This is a genomic window from Rickettsia felis URRWXCal2 (assembly GCA_000012145.1).
Lineage (GTDB): Bacteria > Pseudomonadota > Alphaproteobacteria > Rickettsiales > Rickettsiaceae > Rickettsia > Rickettsia felis.
Window position 1 is genome coordinate 809,710 of sequence record CP000053.1, and the last position, 21,158, is coordinate 830,867.

The following is a 21,158-nucleotide window of genomic DNA, read 5'->3' on the forward strand; positions in this document are numbered from 1 at the left end:
TGTTCTTAATGTCATTCCTGCGAAAGCAGGAATCCAGCGTAAAGCGAGATAAATCGAGCTTTTTTAAAGCTTTAAAGTAATGGATTCCTGCTTTCGCAGGAATGACATCGAACGTATTTTTCGATCCATACAACACCCACCTCTTAGTGCTAGCATTTTTTCAGTTATATTATCTTAATGCACCGAGTGATTAAGTCATGGGGTGACAACGGAAAATAGGTAATAAATATATGAAAAAAGTAATCTACAGCAATCAAACTTTCGATAATATGGAAATAAAATCTGTAACCGATAATGAGGTAGTAATTATCGGCTATGTGAGTGTTTATAATATTGCCGATCATCATAACGATTTAATTTCTAAAGGAGCTTTTGCAAATGCTTCTCACCATAACGTAAAATTTCTTTGGCAACATGACAGTAAAAAACCTATAGGAATTATTACTCATTTGGCTGAAGATGACCATGGTTTAAAAATGGAAGCAGTGATAAATAATAAAGTCAAAGCAGGAGTAGAAGCGATAGAGCTAATAAAGCAAGGAGCAATAGATGGATTATCTATAGGCTTTTATATAAAAAACTCGGTTTATAATGATGCAAGGCAGAGAGTAATTACCGAAGCAGAGCTTTTAGAGATAAGTATTGTTACTTTTCCTGCTAATCAGAGTGCTAAAATCTTATATATCACTAAAGGACAAGAAATAGAATATAACGATAAAATCAATGAGTTAGAGGAAAAGCTATATAATATGCAAAATATTTTAGAAAGACCAAATAGTGTAAATATAGAAGAACAGGAACAGAAAACAGCTTTCATTAATTATGTACGTAAAGGCGAAGATACCGGGCTTATGCAAAAATCATCCCTAAATAGTAGTACTGAAGCAGGCGGCGTTTTAATATTACAGACTTTATATAACAGTATCATCACCGAAATAAATGCTAGATCGCCAATGAGAGGACTTGCTTCGTTTGAAACAATTTCTACGAATGCCCTTGATATAATAAGCGAGGACGGTAAATTTAGTAGTGGCTGGATTGGGGAGGTAGAAGCACGAGAAGAAACTCCGGCAGCGAAGTTAAAGCAACAGCGTATTTTTGTTCATGAGCTATATGCACAGCCGAAAGCTAGCCAAGCACTACTTGATGATGCGACTATTAGGGTTGAAAATTGGTTGGGTGAAAGATTGCGTGATAGTTTCGTTAAAATGGAAAATAATGCGTTTATAAATAGTGACGGTATAAAAAACCTAGAGGTATTTTATCGCCTGACCATGATAAAATCGAAAAAGTTAAGATGGGTAATAAAATTACCGCCGATGGGCTGCTTGATTTTATAAATTCACTTAAAGAAGAATATTTAGCAAATGCAACTTTGCTAATGAATCGTATTACTTTGTCCGAAGTACAGAAGCTTAAAGATAATCAAGGGCGTTTTATTTGGCAGCAATCACTATCAGATTCGTTTAAGCAAACAATATTTGGAATACCAGTAGTTTGTAGCTCCGATATGCCGCCTATAGATAAAAAGGGAAATGCTATAGCAATAGGGGACTTTAAAACAGCCTATAAAATAGTAGATAGAAGCGGTATTAATATAATGCGTGATCCTTACACCGAAAAGCCTTTTGTAAAGTTTTATGCTGTAAAGAGAGTAGGAGGTGATGTGGTAAACCAAGAAGCTATTAAGATTGGCGTGTTTGGTTAGATAATTCGTCATTGCGAGGAGCGAAGCGACGTGGCAATCTCATGAAGTAGTAAATTCCTGAGATTGCCACGCCGGCATAAATGCCGGCTCGCAATGACGGAAATAATTTAACAAGGTAATAAAATGACAAAAACAGTAGTGAAAAATTTTCAGCATCAAATTAAGTTTTTAGAAAATATCGCAGGAGAAGGTATGGAAGAGGATAAATGGGTAGAGAAATTAACAAGCTATGCTGAAATCAAACCATTATGTGACAGCAAATTTCTTGCTCTAGAAAACATAAGCTTCGGACATATAATAACGGAAGGATATTTTTTTATTTAGAATAAGATTTATAAAAAACATCTCTACTAAAATGCGTATTTTATTTAAAGAACGGGAATTTGAAATTAAACGGATTATTAATGTTGAAGAAAAAAGTAAATTTTTAAATATAATAGCGTTGGAAATATATGTATCATGATTTTATCTATAATTTTCAGCTAAGTTTGTATAAATTACTTATAAATGATAATGAAATAAAAACTAAAATTAATAAAATATATTTTTCCGTTGTTCAGGATGCAAAATGCCCATTCTTACTTGTTAATATATTGAATGTTAATAATATATCTACTAATGTACAAAATATAATACAGCTGGAACTTGAAATATGTATCTTTACTAATGATAAAAATCGTAATATGGCGTTTAATCTAGCTAGTAAAATAAGCGATAAAATAGAGCATCACTCATTTGAAAATGTTGTAGGGATAAAAGCAAATAAAATAGAATTTCAAACTAGCAAAGACTTAGTCAGTACAAAACTAGTAATGAATTATCAGACATTGTTAAAACAAAAAATAGGAGTATAAAATGCATTTAATCGCAGGGCTAGATATAAGTAGCCTACTAAAATCAAGAAAGAAATTTGAAGAGTTTCGTAAACATTTAGATACCGAGCAGAATAAAACAGGTAGTATACAGGCCTTTGAGTTTTGCTATGAAGTGGCATGGAAAATGATGAAACGTTTTTGTGAAAAAGGTGGTAAGTCCCCATATACTTTAAAAGAAATATTTCGAGAAGCAGCGGTTAGCGGTTTAATTTCTGATCCTAGGAAATGGTTTAGATTTATCGAGATTCGTAAAATTACAGTTCATACTTATAATGAAAAAAATGTAGAATTGGTAATTAGTATTTTTGATAAGTTTTCTCATGCTGTAGATGAGCTTATAAAAAATTTGGAGAAACGTAGTGATTCAGCTTGATAAACAAGATTTACTAATATTACGTACCATACTAAGCAAATATCCTTATAAATTTTATGCTTACGGCTCAAGAGTTAAAGGAAATCATAAAAAATTTTCTGATCTTGATCTTTGTATTATGGATGATATTAATCATGAAGTTTTGCTTGAAATTAGGAAAGTACTAGATGAGTCTGATATATCAATACATATAGATATAAAAAGATGGAATATAGATATGAATGAAGATTTCCGCTCTTTAATTAAAAAGGATATTATTCTTTTTGAATAATAATTTAGGTATCTTATGAATTTTCACGATATACGTATGCCGGAATTTATTGAAAGTTTTGCGGTCGGAAAGACGGAATTTTCTACTTCTCACGCTATAACTAAATCAGGTAGAGAAGCAAGACATTTAGACCGCAATTACGGTTGCCAAAAATATTTAATCAAAAATGCTAGATTAAGTAGCTCTGAATTTGAGCAGTTTAATAGCTTTTTTAAAGCAAGACGTGGAAGTAATTTTGCTTTTAGGTTTAGGGATTATGCCGATTATAAAGTAACGAACGGAATGATTGCTAAGGGTGACGGCAATTTAAATAAATTTCAGCTAAAGAATATATATAGCGATTCTATTGCTCCTTACGAACGAGTTATCACTAAACCGGTTAATAATAGTGTAATTCTATATATTAATAATGTAAGAGCTATGGGCATTGTAGATTACAACGACGGTATAGTGACCTTACCAAGTCCCTTAGGTCAAGATGTAGTTTTAACTGCTGATTTTACTTTTGACGTAGCAGTTAAATTTAGTATAGATAGTTTTGAATATTCTTATTGTAATGACGGTTCTATAGAATTATCCAACATAGAGTTAGTGGAGGTAGCTATACTCGTTTAATTTGAAAAATTGGCGGTGTTACTTCTCGCTTATAATCCTCACGTATTATATATACGCTGCGGTTATAAGCTTCAAAGTGCTTTGCTCTTTTCCAAATTAAACTTCGTCTATCTGCTTTATTATTTATCAGGAATATATATGAGTATTTTATCATCTAATAATATTGAAGAAGTAATTACAAAGCTTACAAATTTTGTTTATTGTTTTCAAATTAAGCTAGCTAGCGGTGAGGAATTAAACTTAACAAATAATGACTATGCTATAAAAAATGAAGAGAGAGTTTTTTTACCAAATTCCGGTTTAGATTTAAAAGAAGCAGAATTTAACGATTCCGCACAAAACCATATAATCATTGAAGGTATTTTTGAAGAAAACGGCATTACGACGGCAATGGATTTAAATAATTCTATTGTTTAAATAATAATATATACTGACAAGCTTTTTGAGCATTTCGTTACATATTATTGCACTTTATATACAAAATACGATTTAAACTTTAAAATACATTTAAAACCCGAAACAGTAAAATATAATCAGACTGTAATTAATCGATATAGCAAAACATGTAGAGCAGTTTTTGGAGATAGTAAATGCAAAATAGATAAAGCTTTATATAGCGGCATATATAAGGTTAAAGAAATGCTCAAGGAAAGTTTAAGAATACTAGATTTAGATAAAGAAAACGGCTATTATAACGGCGGTCAAATTATATTCGGCGAAAATCGTTTTAACAGTAAAATTCTAAGCAATTTTGGTGATTTAATTATATTAGAGGATATTATACCGGATTATGCTAAAGATACCGAGGAAGTAAAAATTATTGCCGGATGTGATAAAAATTTTATAAGCTGTTGCAATAAATTTAATAATGCTATAAATTTTAGGGGCGAACCGCTAATACCAAAAAAAGATTTTATAAATTTAGTATAATCAATGAAACAAAGTTTTATAAAACTAGTATATGCAGAGCTAAAGAATATAATAAATATGAAAAGCTCCAAACAACAGCAAAAAAAAGAAACGCAATTAATTGATTATTTTAAAATAGTTGAAAGTAATATATTATATACATTTCAAAAAATAAAAAAGGAATATGAAAGAGACTAAACGTTTTTTTAACAAAAAAAATAATAGATTAAATAAAGGTTATGCTAAGACTTTTAGTGTCAATGAGCCTGATAATAATTTTTACCGTAAAAAATTTGAACATATATTACCGCCAATTGATTTAATCAGTGAGTATGAGAGTATTTATCCCGGTACTTTACAGGAATTAATACATATGGCACAAAAAGAACAAGCTCATAAGCATGCTATAGACCTAAAAAACTTGAAAATACAGGAAAGAGTCGCTAAATTAACACGAATCTGTTTATTAATATTTGGAATTTGTCTTGTAGTTTCAATTTTTTTTAAAACTTTCTAAATAAAATTAAAGATAAAATATTTTATTTACTTGTAATTTTAAATAAAATAAGTTAAATGCAATATATATTTATTTATAAACATAATACGGAGAAATTTTATTTCTAAAAATAATTTTCCTAAGGCTAATAGAGAAATCAGAGCTAGAGAAGTTCGTCTAGTAGGCGAAAACGGCGAAATGCACGGCGTCGTAAATATTAGAAAAGCATTAGATATGGCGGAAAGAGCCAGCCTTGACTTAGTCGAGATATCACCGAATGCTGTACCCCCTGTCTGTAAAATTCTAGATTTTGGTAAGTTTAAGTACGAAAGCAAAAAGCGTTTGCATGAAGCACGCAAAAAGCAAAAAATCGTCGTACTTAAAGAAATGAAATTTAAACCTAACATTAGTATAGGTGATTTTGAAACTAAGCTAAGAAAAATAAAAGAATTTTTGAAAGACGGTGATAAGGTAAAAATTTCTTTATGGTTTAAGGGACGAGAGATTCTTCATAAAGAAGTCGGTCAAGAACTATTTAAACGTATAGAAGTAGGGCTCGAAGGACCCATTAAAATCGATCAGCATGCTAAAATGGAAGGTAAGCAGATGATAATGATAGTTAGCCCTGATATTAAGGTGTAATAGCTACTCAAGTCGTCATTGTGATGCGTGGATACTGAATCGTCATTGCGAGGAAAAATTGAAAATTTTGACGAAGCAATCTCGTGCTAAAGGTCTGAGATTGCCATGTCGATGCTACGCTTCTCCTCGCAATGACGATAAAAAATACCTACCACAACTAAACAATAATAAAAACTAAAAACAAATTATGCCAATTAAAATTTTAATGCCTGTTTTATCTCCAACTATGACGGAAGGAAATCTAGCTAGGTGGTTAAAAAAAGAAGGGGATAAAGTTAATCCCGGAGAAGTAATTGCCGAAATTGAAACCGATAAAGCAACGATGGAAGTAGAAGCAGTAGACGAAGGTATACTTGCCAAAATAGTTATCCCACAAAATAGTCAAAATGTACCTGTTAACTCTTTAATTGCCGTGTTAAGCGAAGAGGGTGAAGAAAAAACGGACATTGATGCGTTTATTGCAAAAAATAATAATGTATCACCGTCACCGAAAACAGATGCTAACCTTCCAAAACCCCACGAGAATATAGCTAAGGTAGAAGAACAGGTAGCAGTTATAAAACATGATGCTAGTAAAATATTCGCCTCACCACTAGCAAAAAGACTTGCAAAAATGGGAAATATTAGACTTGAGAGCGTAAAAGGTAGCGGTCCGCACGGTAGAATAGTCAAACAAGATATATTATCATATACTCCTAGCACTGTTCATAATAAAATAGTTAGTAGAAATCCTGAAGAATATCGTTTAGTACCAAATAATAATATCCGCAAGATTATAGCTAAGCGTCTGCTTGAATCTAAACAAACAGTACCACATTTTTATTTATCTATAGAATGTAATGTCGATAAATTGTTAGATATAAGAGAAGACATTAATAAATCTTTTTCTGAAGATAAATCAACAAGGATATCGGTTAATGATTTTATTATTTTAGCAGTAGCCAAAGCTTTACAAGAATTACCAAATGCCAATGCTAGCTGGGGAGAAGATGCAATTAGGTATCACAATAATGTCGATATTTCAGTAGCGGTAGCGATTGAGAACGGGCTTGTTACGCCGATAGTTAAAAATGCCAATCAAAAAAACATTATAGAGCTATCTCGTGAAATGAAAGAATTAATAAAGAAAGCAAAAGATAATAAATTAACCCCTGAAGAATTTCAGGGCGGAGGGTTTACCATTTCTAACCTCGGTATGTACGGTATTAAGAATTTCAATGCTATAATTAACCCACCGCAAAGTTGTATAATGGGCGTCGGAGCTAGTGCAAAACGTGCTATAGTCAAGAATGATCAAGTAACTATAGCAACAATTATGGATGTAACTCTTTCTGCCGATCACCGAGTAGTAGACGGAGCAGTCGGTGCTGAGTTTTTGGCAGCATTTAAGAAGTTTATAGAAAGTCCCGCTTTGATGCTGATATAAGTCGTCATTGCGAGGAGGCATACCCAAACCGTCATTGCGAGCAGCCAGCCGTAGGCTGCGTGGCAATCTCATGAAGCAGTATAAAATTCCTGAGATTGCCACGTCAAGGCTCCGCCTTTCCTCGCAATGACGTTAAAACTAACCTCATCCCCAAATAAATCAAAAATAACATGAGTTTTTCAGATAATTTAGCAAAAATTTTAGATAAATATGAAAATTTAGGCAAAAAACTATCTTCCGGCATTATGGGAGACGAGTTTGTTAAGGCATCTAAAGAATATGCCGAACTTGAAGATGTTGTAGCAAAAATTAAAGAATATAATAAAGCTAAATCTGAGCTTGAAGAAGCAAATAATTTTAAGCTAGAAGTGGGACTTGATAATGCCACTTTAGAAATGATTGAAGACGAAATACACACCCTTGAAAATTCGTTACCAAAACTTGAAAGAGCCGTAAAAATTGCTTTATTACCAAAGGATGATGCAGATAGTAAAAGTGCTATTATTGAAGTTAGAGCAGGAAGCGGCGGAGAAGAAGCCGCACTTTTTGCTGCCGTACTTTTCAATATGTACCAACGATACGCCGAGTTAAAAGGATGGCGTTTCGAGATATTAGCGATTTCCGATACGGGAATAGGCGGTTATAAAGAAGCATCGGCATCGATAAAAGGCAAAGATGTATTCTCTAAACTAAAATTTGAGTCAGGCGTTCATAGAGTGCAAAGAGTACCGGAAACGGAATCACAAGGACGTATTCACACTTCAGCAGCAACGGTTGCAGTACTTCCTGAAGCTGAAGAGGTTGATATTAAAATTGAAGATAAAGACTTAAGAATCGATACTTATAGAGCTTCAGGGGCTGGTGGGCAGCATGTTAATACTACCGATTCTGCCGTACGTATCACTCATATCCCTACCGGTATTACCGTAGCCTTGCAAGATGAGAAGTCACAGCATAAAAATAAAGCAAAGGCATTAAAAATTCTACGTGCTAGAATTTATGAGGAAGAACGCCGCAAAAAAGAACAAGAAAGAGCCGACAGTAGACGAGGGCAGGTAGGTTCGGGAGATCGTTCGGAACGGATACGTACTTATAATTTTCCACAGGGAAGAGTATCCGACCATAGAATAAACTTAACACTTTATAAGATAGACGAAGTAGTTAAAAACGGACAATTAGATGAGTTTGTTGAAGCTTTAATTGCAGATGACGAGGCTAAGAAACTTTCAGAGATATAAGTGTATACGTCATTTTGAGTAGGCATTGTTGCGTGGATACCCAAGTCGTCATTGCGAGGAAATTGCGTAGCAATTGACGAAGCAATCTCAGGAGTATTATTTCATGAGATTGCCACGCAAGTACTACGACTGCTCGCAATGACGGGGCGGCATCCACACAATAATACCTCCTCGCAATGACGATATACAGCAAAAATACGGTCTAATAAACACATGAAACCACAAGCATCTATAAACGGTAAAATCTGGCAGCAGAAACTGATTAACGAAGATATAGTCACCGAGTTATGTCGTAGTTTCAAAATTAGTGATTTACTTGCTAGAATAGTATCATTAAGAGTAAATAATCTAGAGGAAGTAGAAAATTTTTTGATACCGAAAATCAAAAATTTATTACCTGATCCTTTTCATCTACTCGATATGAAAAAGGCTGTAGATAGAACCGTTAAAGCTATTTTAAATAACCAAAAAATATGTATCTTTGCCGATTATGATGTAGACGGTGCTACTTCAGCTGCTTTACTTAAAAACGTCTTTAGAGATTTAAATATACTATGTGATATTTATGTTCCTGATCGTATAGCTGAAGGATACGGTCCGACTCCTTTTGCTATGCAAAAAATTAAAGATAACGGCACAGAATTATTAATTACGGTTGATTGCGGTGCTATGGCACATGAAGCCCTAAAATACGCAAAAGACCTTAACCTTGATGTTATAGTAATCGATCATCATATAGCTACGGAAATATTACCGGATGCAGTAGCTATAGTAAATCCAAATCGTATTGATGAAAAAAGCGAATGTAAACATTTGGCAGCCGTAGGAGTTGCTTTCTTATTTGCAACTGCAATATTATCGAATTTAAAGAAGCAAAATTATTTCACGCAAACAATGCTTCAGCCTAACCTAATGAAGTATCTAGATTTAGTGGCTCTTGGTACTGTTTGTGATATGATGAAATTAACAGGCTTAAATCGTGCATTTGTCGCAAGCGGATTGAAAGTAATGCAACAAAGGCAAAATATAGGGATTAAAACATTATATGATATGGCAGAGCTTAATGAAATACCGAAATGTTATCATTTAGGTTTTATTTTAGGTCCTCGTATTAATGCCGGCGGTAGAGTAGGAAAGTCAAGTTTAGGGGCTAATCTCCTATCTACTAGTTGTTCTAATGAAGCAAGTAAATTAGCTGAAGAACTTGAAAAACATAATAATGAGCGTAAAGTAATTGAGTTATTAATGATAGAAGAGGCAACAGAAATTGCTTTAACTCAACAAGATAGTAGTTTATTATTTATCGTAAAAGAAGGATGGCATCCAGGCGTTATAGGAATCGTTGCCGGTAGATTAAAAGAAAAATTTGATAAGCCGGTAGCGGTTGTGGCTTTAAATGACGGGATTGGTAAAGCTTCATGCCGTTCTATTTTAGGTATTGATTTCGGTGCTGAGATTATCAATGCTAAAAGCAAAGATTTGCTAATAGCAGGCGGAGGTCATGCTATGGCGGCAGGTTTTACCGTAACTGCTGAAAAATTACAAGAATTGCAGAATTTTTTTAATAATGCTTTTAGAATTAGTATAAATAAACTAGAAAATTATAAGCATGCGGAATATGATATTGATTTAACGGTTAATGGTGTGAATTTCCCTTTAATGAAGGAATTAAACACTTTAGAGCCTTTCGGTCAAGGAAATCATGAGCCTATATTTAAATTCGATGATTTATTTGTATTAAAAGCGGATATCGTTGGAAGTAAACATATTAAATGTATGCTGGCTCCAAATAAGCGAGGCTTTGGTAATAAAGCCTTGTCTGCTATTGCCTTTAATTCGGTAGGTACTTCATTTGAAGAGGTTCTATTAAGCCCTAAAGCAAAGAATATTGCCGCAATAGGAACGTTAAAAACGAATAATTGGCAAGATAATTATACTATTCAATTAATTATAAGAGATATACTTCTTAAAGAGTAGATAATTTTGCCCGCATGGCTGTTTATGTCATTCCTAGCTAAAGGTGCATGGGTGTCAACTTAAGGCGAGTCTCATTGGATGTCATTCCTGCGAAAGCAGGAATCCAGCATAAAGCGAGCTTTTAATTTCAAAAACTTGCTGTATTTACACTTTTTTTGGATTCCTGCTTTCGCAGGAATGACATAACCGAACCATGCAACAAAGCCGAAAATAGATAAACGATTATATAATAATAACTTAAAAACAATAATATTTATGAACGATTCAAAGAAAACAAAAATTTCTAAAGACTTAGCAGAAGTGCAAGAGCATTATCAAGATTATCCTTATCCTTTCAGAGACCCAAATCAAGAAAAAGAACGTTTACTTGCAATTTGCGGTGAGTTCTTAGGAGAATTAAACCATTTTCTATATAAAGGAAAAGAAAATTTTAATAATAATTTTAGATGCTTAATAGCGGGCGGCGGCACCGGTGATTCGACTATTTATCTTGCCGAGCAGTTAAAAGATAAAAAAAATGCCGAGATAATATATCTAGATTTCAGCAAGCCTAGCATGGAAGTAGCACAAAAACGTGCAGAAGTACGAGGACTTAAAAATATTAAATGGATTAATGATTCAATATTAAATATACCTAATTTAAAACTTGGAAAATTCGATTATATAAATTGTACCGGCGTGCTTCATCATTTAGCAAATCCTGATGAAGGTTTAAAAAATCTAAAAGATTCTTTAAAACCGACCGGCGGTATGGGTTTAATGGTATATGCTAAATACGGACATACCGGTGTTTATCAAATTCAGGATTTAATGAAAATGATAAATAAAGATACTAAAAACCGTGTCGAAGAAGTAATGAACGGGAAGCTAATTCTAGATAATTTGCCTGCTACTAACTGGTATAAAAGAGGTTGGGAATTATTTTCAGACTACCAAAATTTCGGTGACGTTGGAGTTTATGATATGTTCCTGCACAAACAGGATAGAGCCTATTCCGTTCCTGAGTTATATGAATTCGTAGAAAAAGCAGGCTTAAATTTTGTTGATTATCTTGATCCTTTAGAGAAAATTTTATTAAGACCGGAAAATTATATAAAAGATTTTTCACTTCTACAAAAAGTTAAAAAGATGGATAAAGTAACTAGAGAAGCAATTTCTGAAATACTTACCGGTAATATTATTAAACATTCATTTTACGTATCAAATCAAAAAGATAGTGTAGCCTCTCTTGATGACCTTGATAATATACCGTACTTCCATAATATTGCCAATTTTGCTAAACAAATTTATGAGCATTTGGAATCTAATCCTTCAGCAGTAAATAATGTTATTAATTTTACTATTAATAATGGGATATTAAATAATGTTAATATCTCAATGTCGATATTTAGAAGCACTAAATATATTTTTAAATATATGGTAGAAGAGAAAAGTTTAAGAGAAATATTTGATGCGGTACGCAGCGAATTAAACCAAGAAATAAGCAATAAAGCATTATTAAACGAAGTTAAAAACGTTTTCACTCCATTACTTAATTCAAATGTATTATTATTAAAATCAAAGGATTTGTAGAGTATACGTGGATTAGTTTATCCAAACGTCCTTGATGTCATACCGTGGCTTGTCCAGCCTTGTTGCATGGCTCGGTTTTCCGTCATTGCGAGAAGAATTACGCAGTAATTCGACAAAGTAATCCAGTTAAAAATTCTGATTTACAGAATTTTTTTAATTATTTTTCTGGATTGCAACAATGCTTCGCTCCTCGCAAAGCAGTGTTGCGTGGATCGGTAAAACCTACTGTGTCACCCCGTGGCTTGACCAGGGGTCTATAAAAACAATAAAAAATACTAATATTTTAGTATTTTTAACTGGATCCCGTGGTCAAGCCACGGGATGACAGAGGTGAAATTGATCCACACAACAATACCTGCTCGCAATGACGATTTGGGTTGACAATGTGCTATTACGTTGTTAGTATGCTTTTACATACATAAACAGCTCTTATAAGCTAACAAGATAAATAATTCTTCAAACCGCAAGAATAAATAAAATTTTCTAAAAATCTAATTTGATTCCTAATTTTAAATAAGTATATTACTTACCTTTAAACTTAATTGCTAACTCAACTTTTCAATTATAATCTATTAATAATAAAATAATGAACACAACTAATAAAGAATCTACAGAAGAACTTAACAATACCGAATCCAATAACAATCATAATAATTTTGCAGAGAACGGTAATATTATTAATTTAAAACAATTAAAACGTAAATTACCGGAGGAACTACAAGCTCAAGCAGAAGAATTAAAAATTGAAAATATTAATTCATTACTTAAACAAGAATTAGTTTTTGCAATTTTGAAAAAATCTGTAGAGCAGGGAGGTTTAATAGTTGGCGAAGGGGTACTTGAAGTATTACCTGACGGGTTTGGTTTTTTACGTTCGCCAGAAGTAAACTATTTAGCAGGTCCTGATGATATTTATATTTCTCCTAGTCAGATTCGTCGCTTTGGTCTGCGCACCGGTGATACTGTAGAAGGTCAGATCAGAGCTCCAAAAGCCGGAGAACGTTATTTTGCTTTACTGAAAGTCAATAGAGTAAATTTTGAAGACCCTTCTAAAGCTTATCATCGTGTTCATTTTGATAATTTAACTCCCTTATATCCTGATGAAAAATTAGGATTAGAACTTGAAAATAATAGTAAAGATAGTAAGGATTTTAGTACACGGGTTATTGAACTTGTTGCCCCTATGGGTAAAGGACAACGTGCATTAATAGTAGCACCGCCTCGTACAGGTAAAACCGTATTATTACAAAATATAGCACATGCAATTACAACTAATAATCCGGAAGTATTTTTAATAGTACTGTTAATAGACGAAAGACCTGAAGAAGTAACCGATATGCAACGTTCCGTGCGTGGAGAGGTTGTTAGCTCTACTTTCGATGAACCGGCAAGTAGGCACGTGCAGCTTGCAGAAATGGTTATCGAAAAAGCAAAGCGTTTAGTAGAACATAAAAAAGACGTGGTAATTTTAGTAGATGCGATAACACGACTCGCTCGTGCTTATAATACCGTAGTGCCGTCATCAGGGAAAGTATTAACGGGCGGTGTTGATGCTAATGCACTACAAAGACCGAAAAGATTTTTCGGAGCAGCAAGAAATATCGAAAATGGCGGTTCGCTTACTATAATCGGTACAGCTTTAATTGAAACCGGTTCTCGTATGGATGAAGTAATTTTTGAAGAATTTAAAGGTACAGGTAATTCCGAGATAGTTCTAGACCGTAAGATTGCCGATAAGCGTATTTATCCGGCTATTGATATAACTAGATCAGGAACTAGAAAAGAAGATTTATTAGTAGATAAAATAATATTAAATAAAATGTGGGTTCTTCGTCGTATTATCGATCCGATGGGTAGCAGTGAGGCAATAGAATTTTTACTCAAAAAACTTGAAAATACTAAAACTAACGGTGAGTTTTTTGAGATGATGAAGAGTCCTGAACGCCCTAAAAACGGTTTATAGTCGTATCGTCATTGTGAGGAAAAATTGAAAATTTTGACGAAGCAATCTCAGGATATTTGACGAGATTGCCACGCAGCCTACGGCTTGCTCGCAATGTCGTTGATTATACTAATTAAAAACATAAAAAATCATGAGTATAACACCTGATTATTTAATTGAAAGAAGACAAATAAAATCTCGTTTGTTAATTTGGAAACTAGCAGCTATTATTTTAATTGCTATCGTATTCTTACTAGTCGGTAAAGATTTTGCTCCAAAAGAGGTTTTACCTATTAATAGTAATGAAGACTATATAGCTTCCGTATTAATAGATGAAATAATCCTTGAAGACGAAAAGCGTGACAAAAAGCTCAAAAAAATAATCGATGATTCTCATATTAAAGCGTTAATAGTTAACGTAAATTCTCCCGGCGGTACGGTAGTCGGCTCTGAAAAAATTTATAATATCTTACGCAAAATATCCGAAAAAAAGCCGGTAGTAATCGTTATGGGAACAATGGCTGCAAGTGGCGGTTATTTAATCTCTCTCGGAGGCGATTATATTATTAGCCATAACGGCACTATTACAGGTTCAATCGGTGTAATACTACAAACAGCCGAGGTAACGGAGCTTGCTCAAAAATTGGGGATTAAGTTTAATAATTTCAAATCGGGTGAATTAAAAGCTGTCCCAAATCCTACCGAAAAACTGACGGAAGCAGTGCGGGTAGCCATTATGGAAAATATAGAAGATACTTATAATTTTTTCCTTGAACTTGTTTCAGAGAGGCGTAATCTTCCCATAGAAGAAGTAAAAAAGCTCGCAGACGGGCGAGTATATTCAGGTCGTCAGGCTTTAAAGTTAAAGCTTGTAGATGCTATAGGCTCGGAAGATACTGCATTAAAATGGTTACAGGAAGTTAAGAAAATTAATGCTAATCTACTAGTTAAAGATTATCAATTAAAACCAAAACCAAAATTAATTGACATAATACTTGAAGATTTTGATAGTATAGCACCTAGTTTTTTTAAAAATAGTTTTAACGGAATCAAAGCGATTTTTTAATAATGGTTACTAAGAATTATTTAATAGATAAAGTACATGATAAGCTGAATTATCTTTCCAAAGAAGATGTTAAAGATTCAGTAGATTTAATCTTAGATTATTTAAGTCGATCTCTCAAAGAACAAGAGCGTATCGAAATTAGAAATTTTGGTAACTTCTCCATCCGCAAACGCAAATTCCCTGAAAGCAATAAATTCTATAATATTGTTTATTATAGAATGCCTAAAAATTTATTTAAGGAGTAGATAAGTTATGGAATGGTCTAAATATAGTGTTATAGAGAAGTGGAAAATAATAAAAAGCATGGCATTACATAATAATATTTTTTCCATGGCTCTTCATATTGAAGATTTAGAACTCTTCAAAAAAATATTATCGATAGACGGAAAACTGGTTATTCAAGCACTTAATATAGACTCTCTCATGTGTCACGATATTATAGGTAATGGGAAATATGATTCTTTTTTTGAAGCATTATATAATTACTTAAATGATAGTAAACCAGCACTCATGCCTTTAGTATCTAATAAGAAAGAATATTATCCTATTTGTGAAGAAGTATGTAATGAATCTTTAAAGGAAAAAATATCATCAATAATGACATATTTAGAAAAAGAATCTGATGATCACCCTAGATGGGAATATGAAGAAACTTTAGAATATTATTTAGAAACTAGAAAAAATTATAATAAGCCTAAACCTGAACCTGAAATAGAAAAAAGCGAAGAGGAACCTAATTTAAATTATGCAGAATTAGATTTAAAATATTATGAAGAATCTTTAGATTATTACTTAAATGTTATAAGGTAGGGTAATAAAATTTTCCTCTCACTTGACATTATAATAATAGGCAACTATCTTAAGTGTAAAATTAAAACAGGGTATTTATGATAAGATATTTAATAATTTTATTTGCTTCTATAGCTTTAATTGGTTGTACGGGTCAAAAAACTACGAAATCAAAAGAAGTAGTAGAACTTGACGGTGATCCAAGTTATGCAATTATGAAAACAATTGATAATACTAACAGAAATATCGCTAATACCACCTCATCTCTTCCGAGTACTCCGGTTAGATAGAAATGCTTGTTATTATTTCTTCCGCTAAAACTCTTAATTTTGAGAAGTTAGCTCTTAAGACAGAGCTAACGACTTCTATATTTCCTAATTTAACTAATCAGTTACTTTCTACACTCCAAAGCTATTCTGAGAATCAATTATCGGAAATAATGAATATAAGTACAAAGCTTGCACATATAAATAAAGAAAGATTTAAGGATTTTAATAATCAAGAGAGTAAAGCAGCTATTTTTGCTTATGCAGGAGATGTTTTTAATAATATACATGTAGAAAAACTAACTAATCATGAACTAAATTTCCTACAATCACATTTGCTTATTATATCAGGTCTTTACGGAGCCTTAAAACCGCTAGATGCTATTAAGCCGTATAGATTAGAAATGACAACAAAACTAAATGAAATAAATTTAACGAGCTTTTGGCAAGATGAAATCACGGATTATATTAATAAAGTCCTTGCTAAGCATGAAAATAAATATTTACTCAATCTAGCATCACAAGAATATTCATCTGTAGTAAATCCAAATAAGCTTAAATATCAATTAGTTAACATTCATTTTAAAGAAAATAGAGACGGAAAATTATCAACAATTGGAATAAATGCTAAAAAGGCTCGTGGGGCGATGGTCAATGTTATTGCTAACAACCTCATTGACTCACCTGAGCTACTTAAGAATTTCCCATATTTAGGTTATGAATTTAGTCCCAAACACTCATCTGATAGCGAATTGGTTTTTATTAAGGAGTGAGATGGTGGGTGATAGTGGACTCGAACCACCGACCTTTACGATGTCAACGTAATGCTCTAACCAACTGAGCTAATCACCCTTATAACGCCAATTATATGTATAAGCTTTTGCAAGCAAAGCCTTATACATAGTTAGCTTATAATTTTAAATTCTATATTTATTGCATAATGTACTAGATTTCAAGCTTTATTTCTATTATTTATAATATTTTATTACTTAGTCTATAATTTTATGGTGGATTTAAAAACTAAAGCCTTCGATTTTTCTCAAAATTTTACTATTTCCCTTGACGGCCCTGCTGCTTCAGGTAAAGGGACTATCGGTTTAATATTGGCAAAAAAATTTTCTCTTAAATATTTTCAGTCAAGTATTGTTTATAGGCAGCTTGCTTTTGACTGTATTAATCAAAAAATAGATGTCACTGATATAGATGCAGTAATTGCTTTATCTAAAGAATTAAATCTCGATAATAATTTTGACTTAGAAAATGAGGATATAGGGAATATAGCCTCGCAAATTGCCGTAATAAGCGAAGTTAGAAATAATCTAAATAAATATCTGATTAATCTAGTAAAAACAACGCTAAGAATCATTATGGAGGGTAGGGATATAGGTACCGTTATTGCACCTGACGCCGATTTAAAGGTTTTTATCACTGCAAATCCTCAAATTAGGGCTGAAAGACGATATAAGCAGTTGCAAGCAAAAGGAAAAACATGTATACTCGATGAGATTTTACGGCAAATAATTTTGCGAGATAAAAGAGATAAAGAGCGAAAAGCCGCACCGTTATTACCGGCTTCAGATGCTTTAATTATCGATACTTCAGAGCTTTCAGCTATAGAAGTCGTAGAAGAAATAACGAATTACATAAAGAATAAACTAACTTGAAAAAGTGCTAAGTTATTTTATTTAATTATAGATATCGTCATTGCGAGCAGCCATAGGCTGCGTGGCAATCTCAGGATTTTGGCATGAGATTGCTTCGTCAAAATTTTCAATTTTTCCTCGCAATGACGTAATTTATTTTACAATATCATTTTATTAACCCTTTAAAAAATCTTATTAGCCTAAGCACTTTAGCTAATATTACGAGAAAAATATGTCAATAAAACTAAAACAACGATTTGTTCCACAACTTGCAGCAATTAATCACGAATTTGAAGAAGATTTTTCTAAAATGCTTGAAACTGTTGATACAAGTCATATAAAAGAAAAAACGGTAGTTAAAGGTCAAGTAATCGAAATAAAAAATGATATGGTTATTGTTGATGTTGGATTAAAAAATGAAGGTAGAATACCTAAATCTGAATTTTTAGCTTTACCTGAAGTTGGGGACGTAGTTGAAGTTTTCATCGAGAAAATTGAGGGACGTAACGGCAGAACGATATTGAGTCGTGAAAAAGCAGTCAAAGAAGAATTATGGGGACAACTAGAAATCATGTGTTCCAAGGGTGAATTTGTCGACGGTACAATTTTTGGTCGTGTAAAAGGAGGCTTTACCGTGGATTTATCCGGTGTAGTAGCATTCTTACCGGGAAGCCAAGTTGACGTTAGACCTATTAAAGATCCTACTTCTATAATGAATATTAAGCAACCGTTTAAAATTTTAAGCATGGATAAAAAGCTTGATAATATAGTAGTTTCAAGAAGAGCTATCTTAGAAGAATCACGTTCTGAAGCTAGAGACGAGATGTTATCCAAGATTAAAGAGGGCATGGTGTTAGAAGGAACCGTAAAAAACATTACTGATTACGGTGCGTTTATCGATCTTGGAAGTGTTGACGGTTTATTACATTTAACCGATATTTCTTGGGGAAGAGTTAACCATCCTTCAGAAGTATTAGAATTTAACCAAAAGGTTAAAGTAATGGTTATTAAGTTTGATGAAAAAACCAAAAGAATATCACTTGGTATAAAACAACTTGATTCTAACCCATGGGAAGCAATTAAAGAAGAATTCCCCGTCGGTAAAAAAATGACCGGTAAAGTTACAAATTTTGCTGATTACGGCGTATTTATAGAATTAAGAGACGGACTTGAGGGACTTGTTCATTCAAGCGAAATTAGTTGGTTAAAATCTAATCAAAACCCTAGAAAAACGCTAACTATAGGGCAAGAAGTAGAATTCGTAGTTTTAGAGGTCGATACTGAAAAGCATCGTGTTTCTTTAAGTATTAAACAATGCCAAGAAAATCCTTTAATAAAGTTTGCAGAAAATAATCCTGTCGGTACTATAATTAAAGCACCGATTAGAAATATTACGGATTTCGGTATTTTTGTTGCACTCGGTAATAATATGGACGGCATGATTCATGAAGGTGATATTAGCTGGGAAGATAAGGGAACAGATCTATTAAAATCATACAAGAAAGGTGACGAAATAGAATGCAAAGTTCTAGCCATTAATATTGAAAAAGAACAAGTTAGCTTAGGTGTAAAACAATTGTCACCTAATCCATATCAAGAAATCAGTGACGAATATAAAAAAGGTACAATAGTTAAAGCCCTTATAACAGAAGTTAAAGATGATGGACTCGAAGTACTATTAAATAATAAAGTAGCAGGTTTTATTAAAAGAACTGAACTATCGGATGAAAAAGACGAGCAGAAACCTGAAATGTTTAAAATAGACGAAGAAATAGAAGCAAAAGTTGTTTCTATCGAGAAATCAACTGGTAGAATTTTATTATCGGTAAAAGCTCATAAAATAGCAGAACGTCAAAAAGCTCTCAAAGAATATGGTTCTAGTGATAATACCACCAATATGGGAGATATACTTGCTAATGCTTTAGAAGATAAGAAGTAAGCAATCGTCACTGCGAGCAGGCGTTGCCCGCGTGGATATCTAATCGTCATTGCGAGCGAACGTAGGGAGCGTGGCAATCCAGTAAAAATAATTAAAAAAATTCTGTAAATCAGAGTTTTTAACTGGATTGCTTCGTCAAAACTTACAGTTTTTCCTCGCAATGACGAGTTTCAATATCCACGCAGACCACGTTCGCTTGCAATGATGAAACATCATATAATCAATTTCAGGAGAAAATATTAATGTCGTATGTACCGATAGTAATTGAACAAACCTCACGTGGTGAGCGTGCTTATGATATATATTCAAGATTGCTAAAAGAACGTATAATCTTTGTATGTAGTACTGTTGAAGATCATATGGCAAACTTAGTCGTTGCACAATTATTGTTTCTTGAAGCAGAAAATCCTAAAAAAGATATATATATGTATATCAATTCCCCCGGAGGAGTTGTGACCGCAGGGCTTGCTATTTATGATACAATGCAATATATAAAGCCTAAAGTAGCTACATTATGTATAGGTCAAGCTTGTTCTATGGGTTCACTTTTACTTTGCGGAGGCGAGAAAGGAATGCGTTATAGTTTACCTCATAGCCGTATTATGATCCATCAACCGTCAGGAGGTTATAGAGGACAAGCTACCGATATAGAAATTCACGCTCAAGAAACCCTAAAAATCAAAAGGTTACTTAACGAATTGTATAGTAAACACACTGGACAAGAGTTAAAACATATCGAAAAAAGTATGGAACGTGATAATTTCATGTCACCGGAAGAAGCAAAGAAATTTGGAATAATCGATAATATAATTTCTTCTAGAGATGCTATGACAATGTCAGCAAAATAAAGAATTGGTACTGCTAACTAAATATAGATTCGTCATTGTGAGCTGACATTGTGGTGTGGACCGGTAAAACCCACTATGTCACCTAGTTCGCTTGACCTATAGTACCGGACAATTTTTTAAAAAAATCTCGATGTCATTCCCGCATACGCGGGAATGACATGGAACGAAAAATGTCCGGCACTATTGGCTTGACCACGGGGTCTATAAAAATAATAAACAAATACTAATAATTTTAGTATTTTAACTGGATCCCGTGGTCAAGCCACGGGATGACATAAGTGAAATTGATCCACGCAACAATTCATTGCGAGCTGCGACGAGCTATCTATACTTAGTTAGCAATGCTTAAAGAATTTTATAAAAAATCTTATAGATTTAGTTTTATTATTATAGTATAAGAGAATTAATTTGTTATTGGGGTCATAGCTCAGTTGGTAGAGTGCTTGAATGGCATTCAAGAGGTCGAGGGTTCGATTCCCTCTGGCTCCACCATGTCTTATTTCTATTTCAATTTATAAATACTTCAAACAGTAAACATATTATAAACTAAGGACTTTTTGCTC

General features: G+C 33.0%; 23 protein-coding genes, 2 tRNA genes and 2 pseudogenes. 26 read left to right on the top strand and 1 reads right to left on the bottom strand.

What is annotated here, in order from left to right; genetic code table 11:
• Window positions 1-269: 269 nt before the first annotated feature.
• The 22 genes and pseudogenes from RF_RS04015 (at window position 270) to RF_RS04115 (ending at window position 16,938) form a co-directional block, all read left to right on the top strand.
• Window positions 270-1,708 (top strand): annotated as a pseudogene (locus RF_RS04015) (phage major capsid protein).
• A gap of 123 nt (window positions 1,709-1,831) precedes the next feature.
• Complete coding sequence (locus RF_RS11430) at window positions 1,832-2,032, top strand: hypothetical protein (protein ID WP_011271081.1); 201 nt, start codon at window positions 1,832-1,834, stop codon at window positions 2,030-2,032.
• A gap of 31 nt (window positions 2,033-2,063) precedes the next feature.
• Window positions 2,064-2,171 (top strand): head-tail adaptor protein, encoded by a 108-nt coding sequence (locus RF_RS11435; RefSeq protein WP_014408662.1) that lies wholly within the window; start codon window positions 2,064-2,066, stop codon window positions 2,169-2,171.
• Window positions 2,161-2,562, top strand: a complete 402-nt coding sequence (locus RF_RS04025; protein ID WP_011271082.1) for a hypothetical protein — start codon at window positions 2,161-2,163, stop codon at window positions 2,560-2,562. The genes RF_RS11435 and RF_RS04025 overlap by 11 nt, the downstream gene beginning before the upstream one ends.
• A 1-nt stretch (window position 2,563) precedes the next feature.
• Window positions 2,564-2,956 (top strand): HI0074 family nucleotidyltransferase substrate-binding subunit, encoded by a 393-nt coding sequence (locus tag RF_RS04030; RefSeq protein ID WP_011271083.1) that lies wholly within the window; start codon window positions 2,564-2,566, stop codon window positions 2,954-2,956.
• Window positions 2,943-3,227, top strand: a complete 285-nt coding sequence (locus tag RF_RS04035) for a nucleotidyltransferase domain-containing protein (RefSeq protein ID WP_011271084.1) — start codon at window positions 2,943-2,945, stop codon at window positions 3,225-3,227. Before RF_RS04030 ends, RF_RS04035 begins: the two co-directional genes overlap by 14 nt.
• Before the next feature lie 15 nt (window positions 3,228-3,242).
• Window positions 3,243-3,842 carry a phage distal tail protein, Rcc01695 family gene (locus RF_RS04040; protein WP_011271085.1) on the top strand — a complete coding sequence of 200 codons (600 nt, stop codon included), beginning with the start codon at window positions 3,243-3,245 and terminating at the stop codon, window positions 3,840-3,842.
• Between the two features lie 138 nt (window positions 3,843-3,980).
• Window positions 3,981-4,385 (top strand): annotated as a pseudogene (locus RF_RS04045) (baseplate hub domain-containing protein); the annotation flags it as partial.
• Window positions 4,386-4,772 carry a phage BR0599 family protein gene (locus RF_RS08970; RefSeq protein ID WP_231564279.1) on the top strand — a complete coding sequence of 129 codons (387 nt, stop codon included), beginning with the start codon at window positions 4,386-4,388 and terminating at the stop codon, window positions 4,770-4,772.
• A gap of 3 nt (window positions 4,773-4,775) precedes the next feature.
• Complete coding sequence (locus RF_RS10585) at window positions 4,776-4,949, top strand: hypothetical protein (RefSeq protein ID WP_008580225.1); 174 nt, start codon at window positions 4,776-4,778, stop codon at window positions 4,947-4,949.
• Window positions 4,936-5,268 carry a DUF2335 domain-containing protein gene (locus tag RF_RS04055; RefSeq protein ID WP_011271088.1) on the top strand — a complete coding sequence of 111 codons (333 nt, stop codon included), beginning with the start codon at window positions 4,936-4,938 and terminating at the stop codon, window positions 5,266-5,268. Before RF_RS10585 ends, RF_RS04055 begins: the two co-directional genes overlap by 14 nt.
• Before the next feature lie 135 nt (window positions 5,269-5,403).
• Window positions 5,404-5,889, top strand: a complete 486-nt coding sequence (gene infC / locus RF_RS04060; RefSeq protein ID WP_236682671.1) for a translation initiation factor IF-3 — start codon at window positions 5,404-5,406, stop codon at window positions 5,887-5,889.
• 187 nt (window positions 5,890-6,076) lie between these two features.
• Window positions 6,077-7,315, top strand: coding sequence for a pyruvate dehydrogenase complex dihydrolipoamide acetyltransferase (locus tag RF_RS04065; RefSeq protein WP_011271090.1), 1,239 nt, complete (start codon window positions 6,077-6,079; stop codon window positions 7,313-7,315).
• Window positions 7,316-7,485: 170 nt separating this feature from the next.
• Window positions 7,486-8,553 (top strand): peptide chain release factor 1, encoded by a 1,068-nt coding sequence (prfA, locus tag RF_RS04070; protein ID WP_011271091.1) that lies wholly within the window; start codon window positions 7,486-7,488, stop codon window positions 8,551-8,553.
• A 213-nt stretch (window positions 8,554-8,766) separates the two neighbouring features.
• On the top strand, window positions 8,767-10,530 hold the full coding sequence (gene recJ, locus RF_RS04075; protein ID WP_011271092.1) for a single-stranded-DNA-specific exonuclease RecJ: 1,764 nt from the start codon (window positions 8,767-8,769) through the stop codon (window positions 10,528-10,530).
• Between the two features lie 255 nt (window positions 10,531-10,785).
• Window positions 10,786-12,102: a class I SAM-dependent methyltransferase gene (locus RF_RS04080; protein ID WP_011271093.1), complete on the top strand. Its 1,317-nt coding sequence runs from the start codon at window positions 10,786-10,788 to the stop codon at window positions 12,100-12,102.
• A 586-nt stretch (window positions 12,103-12,688) separates the two neighbouring features.
• The gene (rho, locus tag RF_RS04085; protein WP_011271094.1) at window positions 12,689-14,065 is read left to right on the top strand and encodes a transcription termination factor Rho; all 1,377 of its coding nucleotides are present in this window, start codon (window positions 12,689-12,691) and stop codon (window positions 14,063-14,065) included.
• 130 nt (window positions 14,066-14,195) lie between these two features.
• Window positions 14,196-15,110, top strand: coding sequence for a signal peptide peptidase SppA (gene sppA / locus RF_RS04090; protein ID WP_011271095.1), 915 nt, complete (start codon window positions 14,196-14,198; stop codon window positions 15,108-15,110).
• Between the two features lie 2 nt (window positions 15,111-15,112).
• Complete coding sequence (locus tag RF_RS04095) at window positions 15,113-15,355, top strand: HU family DNA-binding protein (protein WP_011271096.1); 243 nt, start codon at window positions 15,113-15,115, stop codon at window positions 15,353-15,355.
• A gap of 7 nt (window positions 15,356-15,362) precedes the next feature.
• Window positions 15,363-15,920 (top strand): hypothetical protein, encoded by a 558-nt coding sequence (locus RF_RS11440; protein WP_011271097.1) that lies wholly within the window; start codon window positions 15,363-15,365, stop codon window positions 15,918-15,920.
• Between the two features lie 77 nt (window positions 15,921-15,997).
• Entirely contained in the window at window positions 15,998-16,189 is a 192-nt protein-coding gene (locus tag RF_RS04110; RefSeq protein WP_039594994.1) for a hypothetical protein, read from the top strand.
• A gap of 2 nt (window positions 16,190-16,191) precedes the next feature.
• Window positions 16,192-16,938, top strand: a complete 747-nt coding sequence (locus RF_RS04115) for a YaaA family protein (RefSeq protein WP_011271098.1) — start codon at window positions 16,192-16,194, stop codon at window positions 16,936-16,938.
• Window positions 16,939-16,940: 2 nt separating this feature from the next.
• Here RF_RS04115 and RF_RS04120 read toward each other — a convergent pair.
• A tRNA-Val gene (locus RF_RS04120) sits at window positions 16,941-17,017 on the bottom strand.
• Window positions 17,018-17,169: 152 nt separating this feature from the next.
• Here RF_RS04120 and cmk point away from each other — a divergent pair.
• The 4 genes from cmk (at window position 17,170) to RF_RS04140 (ending at window position 21,087) form a co-directional block, all read left to right on the top strand.
• A complete protein-coding gene (cmk, locus tag RF_RS04125) occupies window positions 17,170-17,829 on the top strand; it encodes a (d)CMP kinase (RefSeq protein ID WP_011271099.1) in 660 nt (219 codons plus the stop codon).
• A 211-nt stretch (window positions 17,830-18,040) separates the two neighbouring features.
• Window positions 18,041-19,747, top strand: coding sequence for a 30S ribosomal protein S1 (locus tag RF_RS04130; RefSeq protein ID WP_011271100.1), 1,707 nt, complete (start codon window positions 18,041-18,043; stop codon window positions 19,745-19,747).
• A 242-nt stretch (window positions 19,748-19,989) separates the two neighbouring features.
• Window positions 19,990-20,595, top strand: a complete 606-nt coding sequence (gene clpP / locus RF_RS04135; RefSeq protein ID WP_011271101.1) for an ATP-dependent Clp endopeptidase proteolytic subunit ClpP — start codon at window positions 19,990-19,992, stop codon at window positions 20,593-20,595.
• Window positions 20,596-21,011: 416 nt separating this feature from the next.
• Window positions 21,012-21,087, top strand: a tRNA-Ala gene (locus RF_RS04140).
• The last annotated feature ends 71 nt before the right edge of the window (window positions 21,088-21,158 follow it).

Bases quoted from the DNA above. Each gene is read 5' to 3' on its own strand.
- RF_RS04025 (WP_011271082.1), top strand. From the start codon at position 2,161: ATGTATCATGATTTTATCTATAATTTTCAGCTAAGTTTGTATAAATTA.
- RF_RS10585 (WP_008580225.1), top strand. From the start codon at position 4,776: ATGAAACAAAGTTTTATAAAACTAGTATATGCAGAGCTAAAGAATATA.
- RF_RS11430 (WP_011271081.1), top strand. From the start codon at position 1,832: ATGACAAAAACAGTAGTGAAAAATTTTCAGCATCAAATTAAGTTTTTA.
- RF_RS04065 (WP_011271090.1), top strand. From the start codon at position 6,077: ATGCCAATTAAAATTTTAATGCCTGTTTTATCTCCAACTATGACGGAA.
- recJ (WP_011271092.1), top strand. From the start codon at position 8,767: ATGAAACCACAAGCATCTATAAACGGTAAAATCTGGCAGCAGAAACTG.
- RF_RS04040 (WP_011271085.1), top strand. From the start codon at position 3,243: ATGAATTTTCACGATATACGTATGCCGGAATTTATTGAAAGTTTTGCG.
- rho (WP_011271094.1), top strand. From the start codon at position 12,689: ATGAACACAACTAATAAAGAATCTACAGAAGAACTTAACAATACCGAA.
- clpP (WP_011271101.1), top strand. From the start codon at position 19,990: ATGTCGTATGTACCGATAGTAATTGAACAAACCTCACGTGGTGAGCGT.
- RF_RS04130 (WP_011271100.1), top strand. From the start codon at position 18,041: ATGTCAATAAAACTAAAACAACGATTTGTTCCACAACTTGCAGCAATT.
- sppA (WP_011271095.1), top strand. From the start codon at position 14,196: ATGAGTATAACACCTGATTATTTAATTGAAAGAAGACAAATAAAATCT.
- RF_RS04080 (WP_011271093.1), top strand. From the start codon at position 10,786: ATGAACGATTCAAAGAAAACAAAAATTTCTAAAGACTTAGCAGAAGTG.
- RF_RS11440 (WP_011271097.1), top strand. From the start codon at position 15,363: ATGGAATGGTCTAAATATAGTGTTATAGAGAAGTGGAAAATAATAAAA.
- RF_RS11435 (WP_014408662.1), top strand. From the start codon at position 2,064: ATGCGTATTTTATTTAAAGAACGGGAATTTGAAATTAAACGGATTATT.
- RF_RS04110 (WP_039594994.1), top strand. From the start codon at position 15,998: ATGATAAGATATTTAATAATTTTATTTGCTTCTATAGCTTTAATTGGT.
- RF_RS04055 (WP_011271088.1), top strand. From the start codon at position 4,936: ATGAAAGAGACTAAACGTTTTTTTAACAAAAAAAATAATAGATTAAAT.
- RF_RS04115 (WP_011271098.1), top strand. From the start codon at position 16,192: ATGCTTGTTATTATTTCTTCCGCTAAAACTCTTAATTTTGAGAAGTTA.
- RF_RS04095 (WP_011271096.1), top strand. From the start codon at position 15,113: ATGGTTACTAAGAATTATTTAATAGATAAAGTACATGATAAGCTGAAT.
- prfA (WP_011271091.1), top strand. From the start codon at position 7,486: ATGAGTTTTTCAGATAATTTAGCAAAAATTTTAGATAAATATGAAAAT.
- RF_RS04030 (WP_011271083.1), top strand. From the start codon at position 2,564: ATGCATTTAATCGCAGGGCTAGATATAAGTAGCCTACTAAAATCAAGA.
- cmk (WP_011271099.1), top strand. From the start codon at position 17,170: ATGGTGGATTTAAAAACTAAAGCCTTCGATTTTTCTCAAAATTTTACT.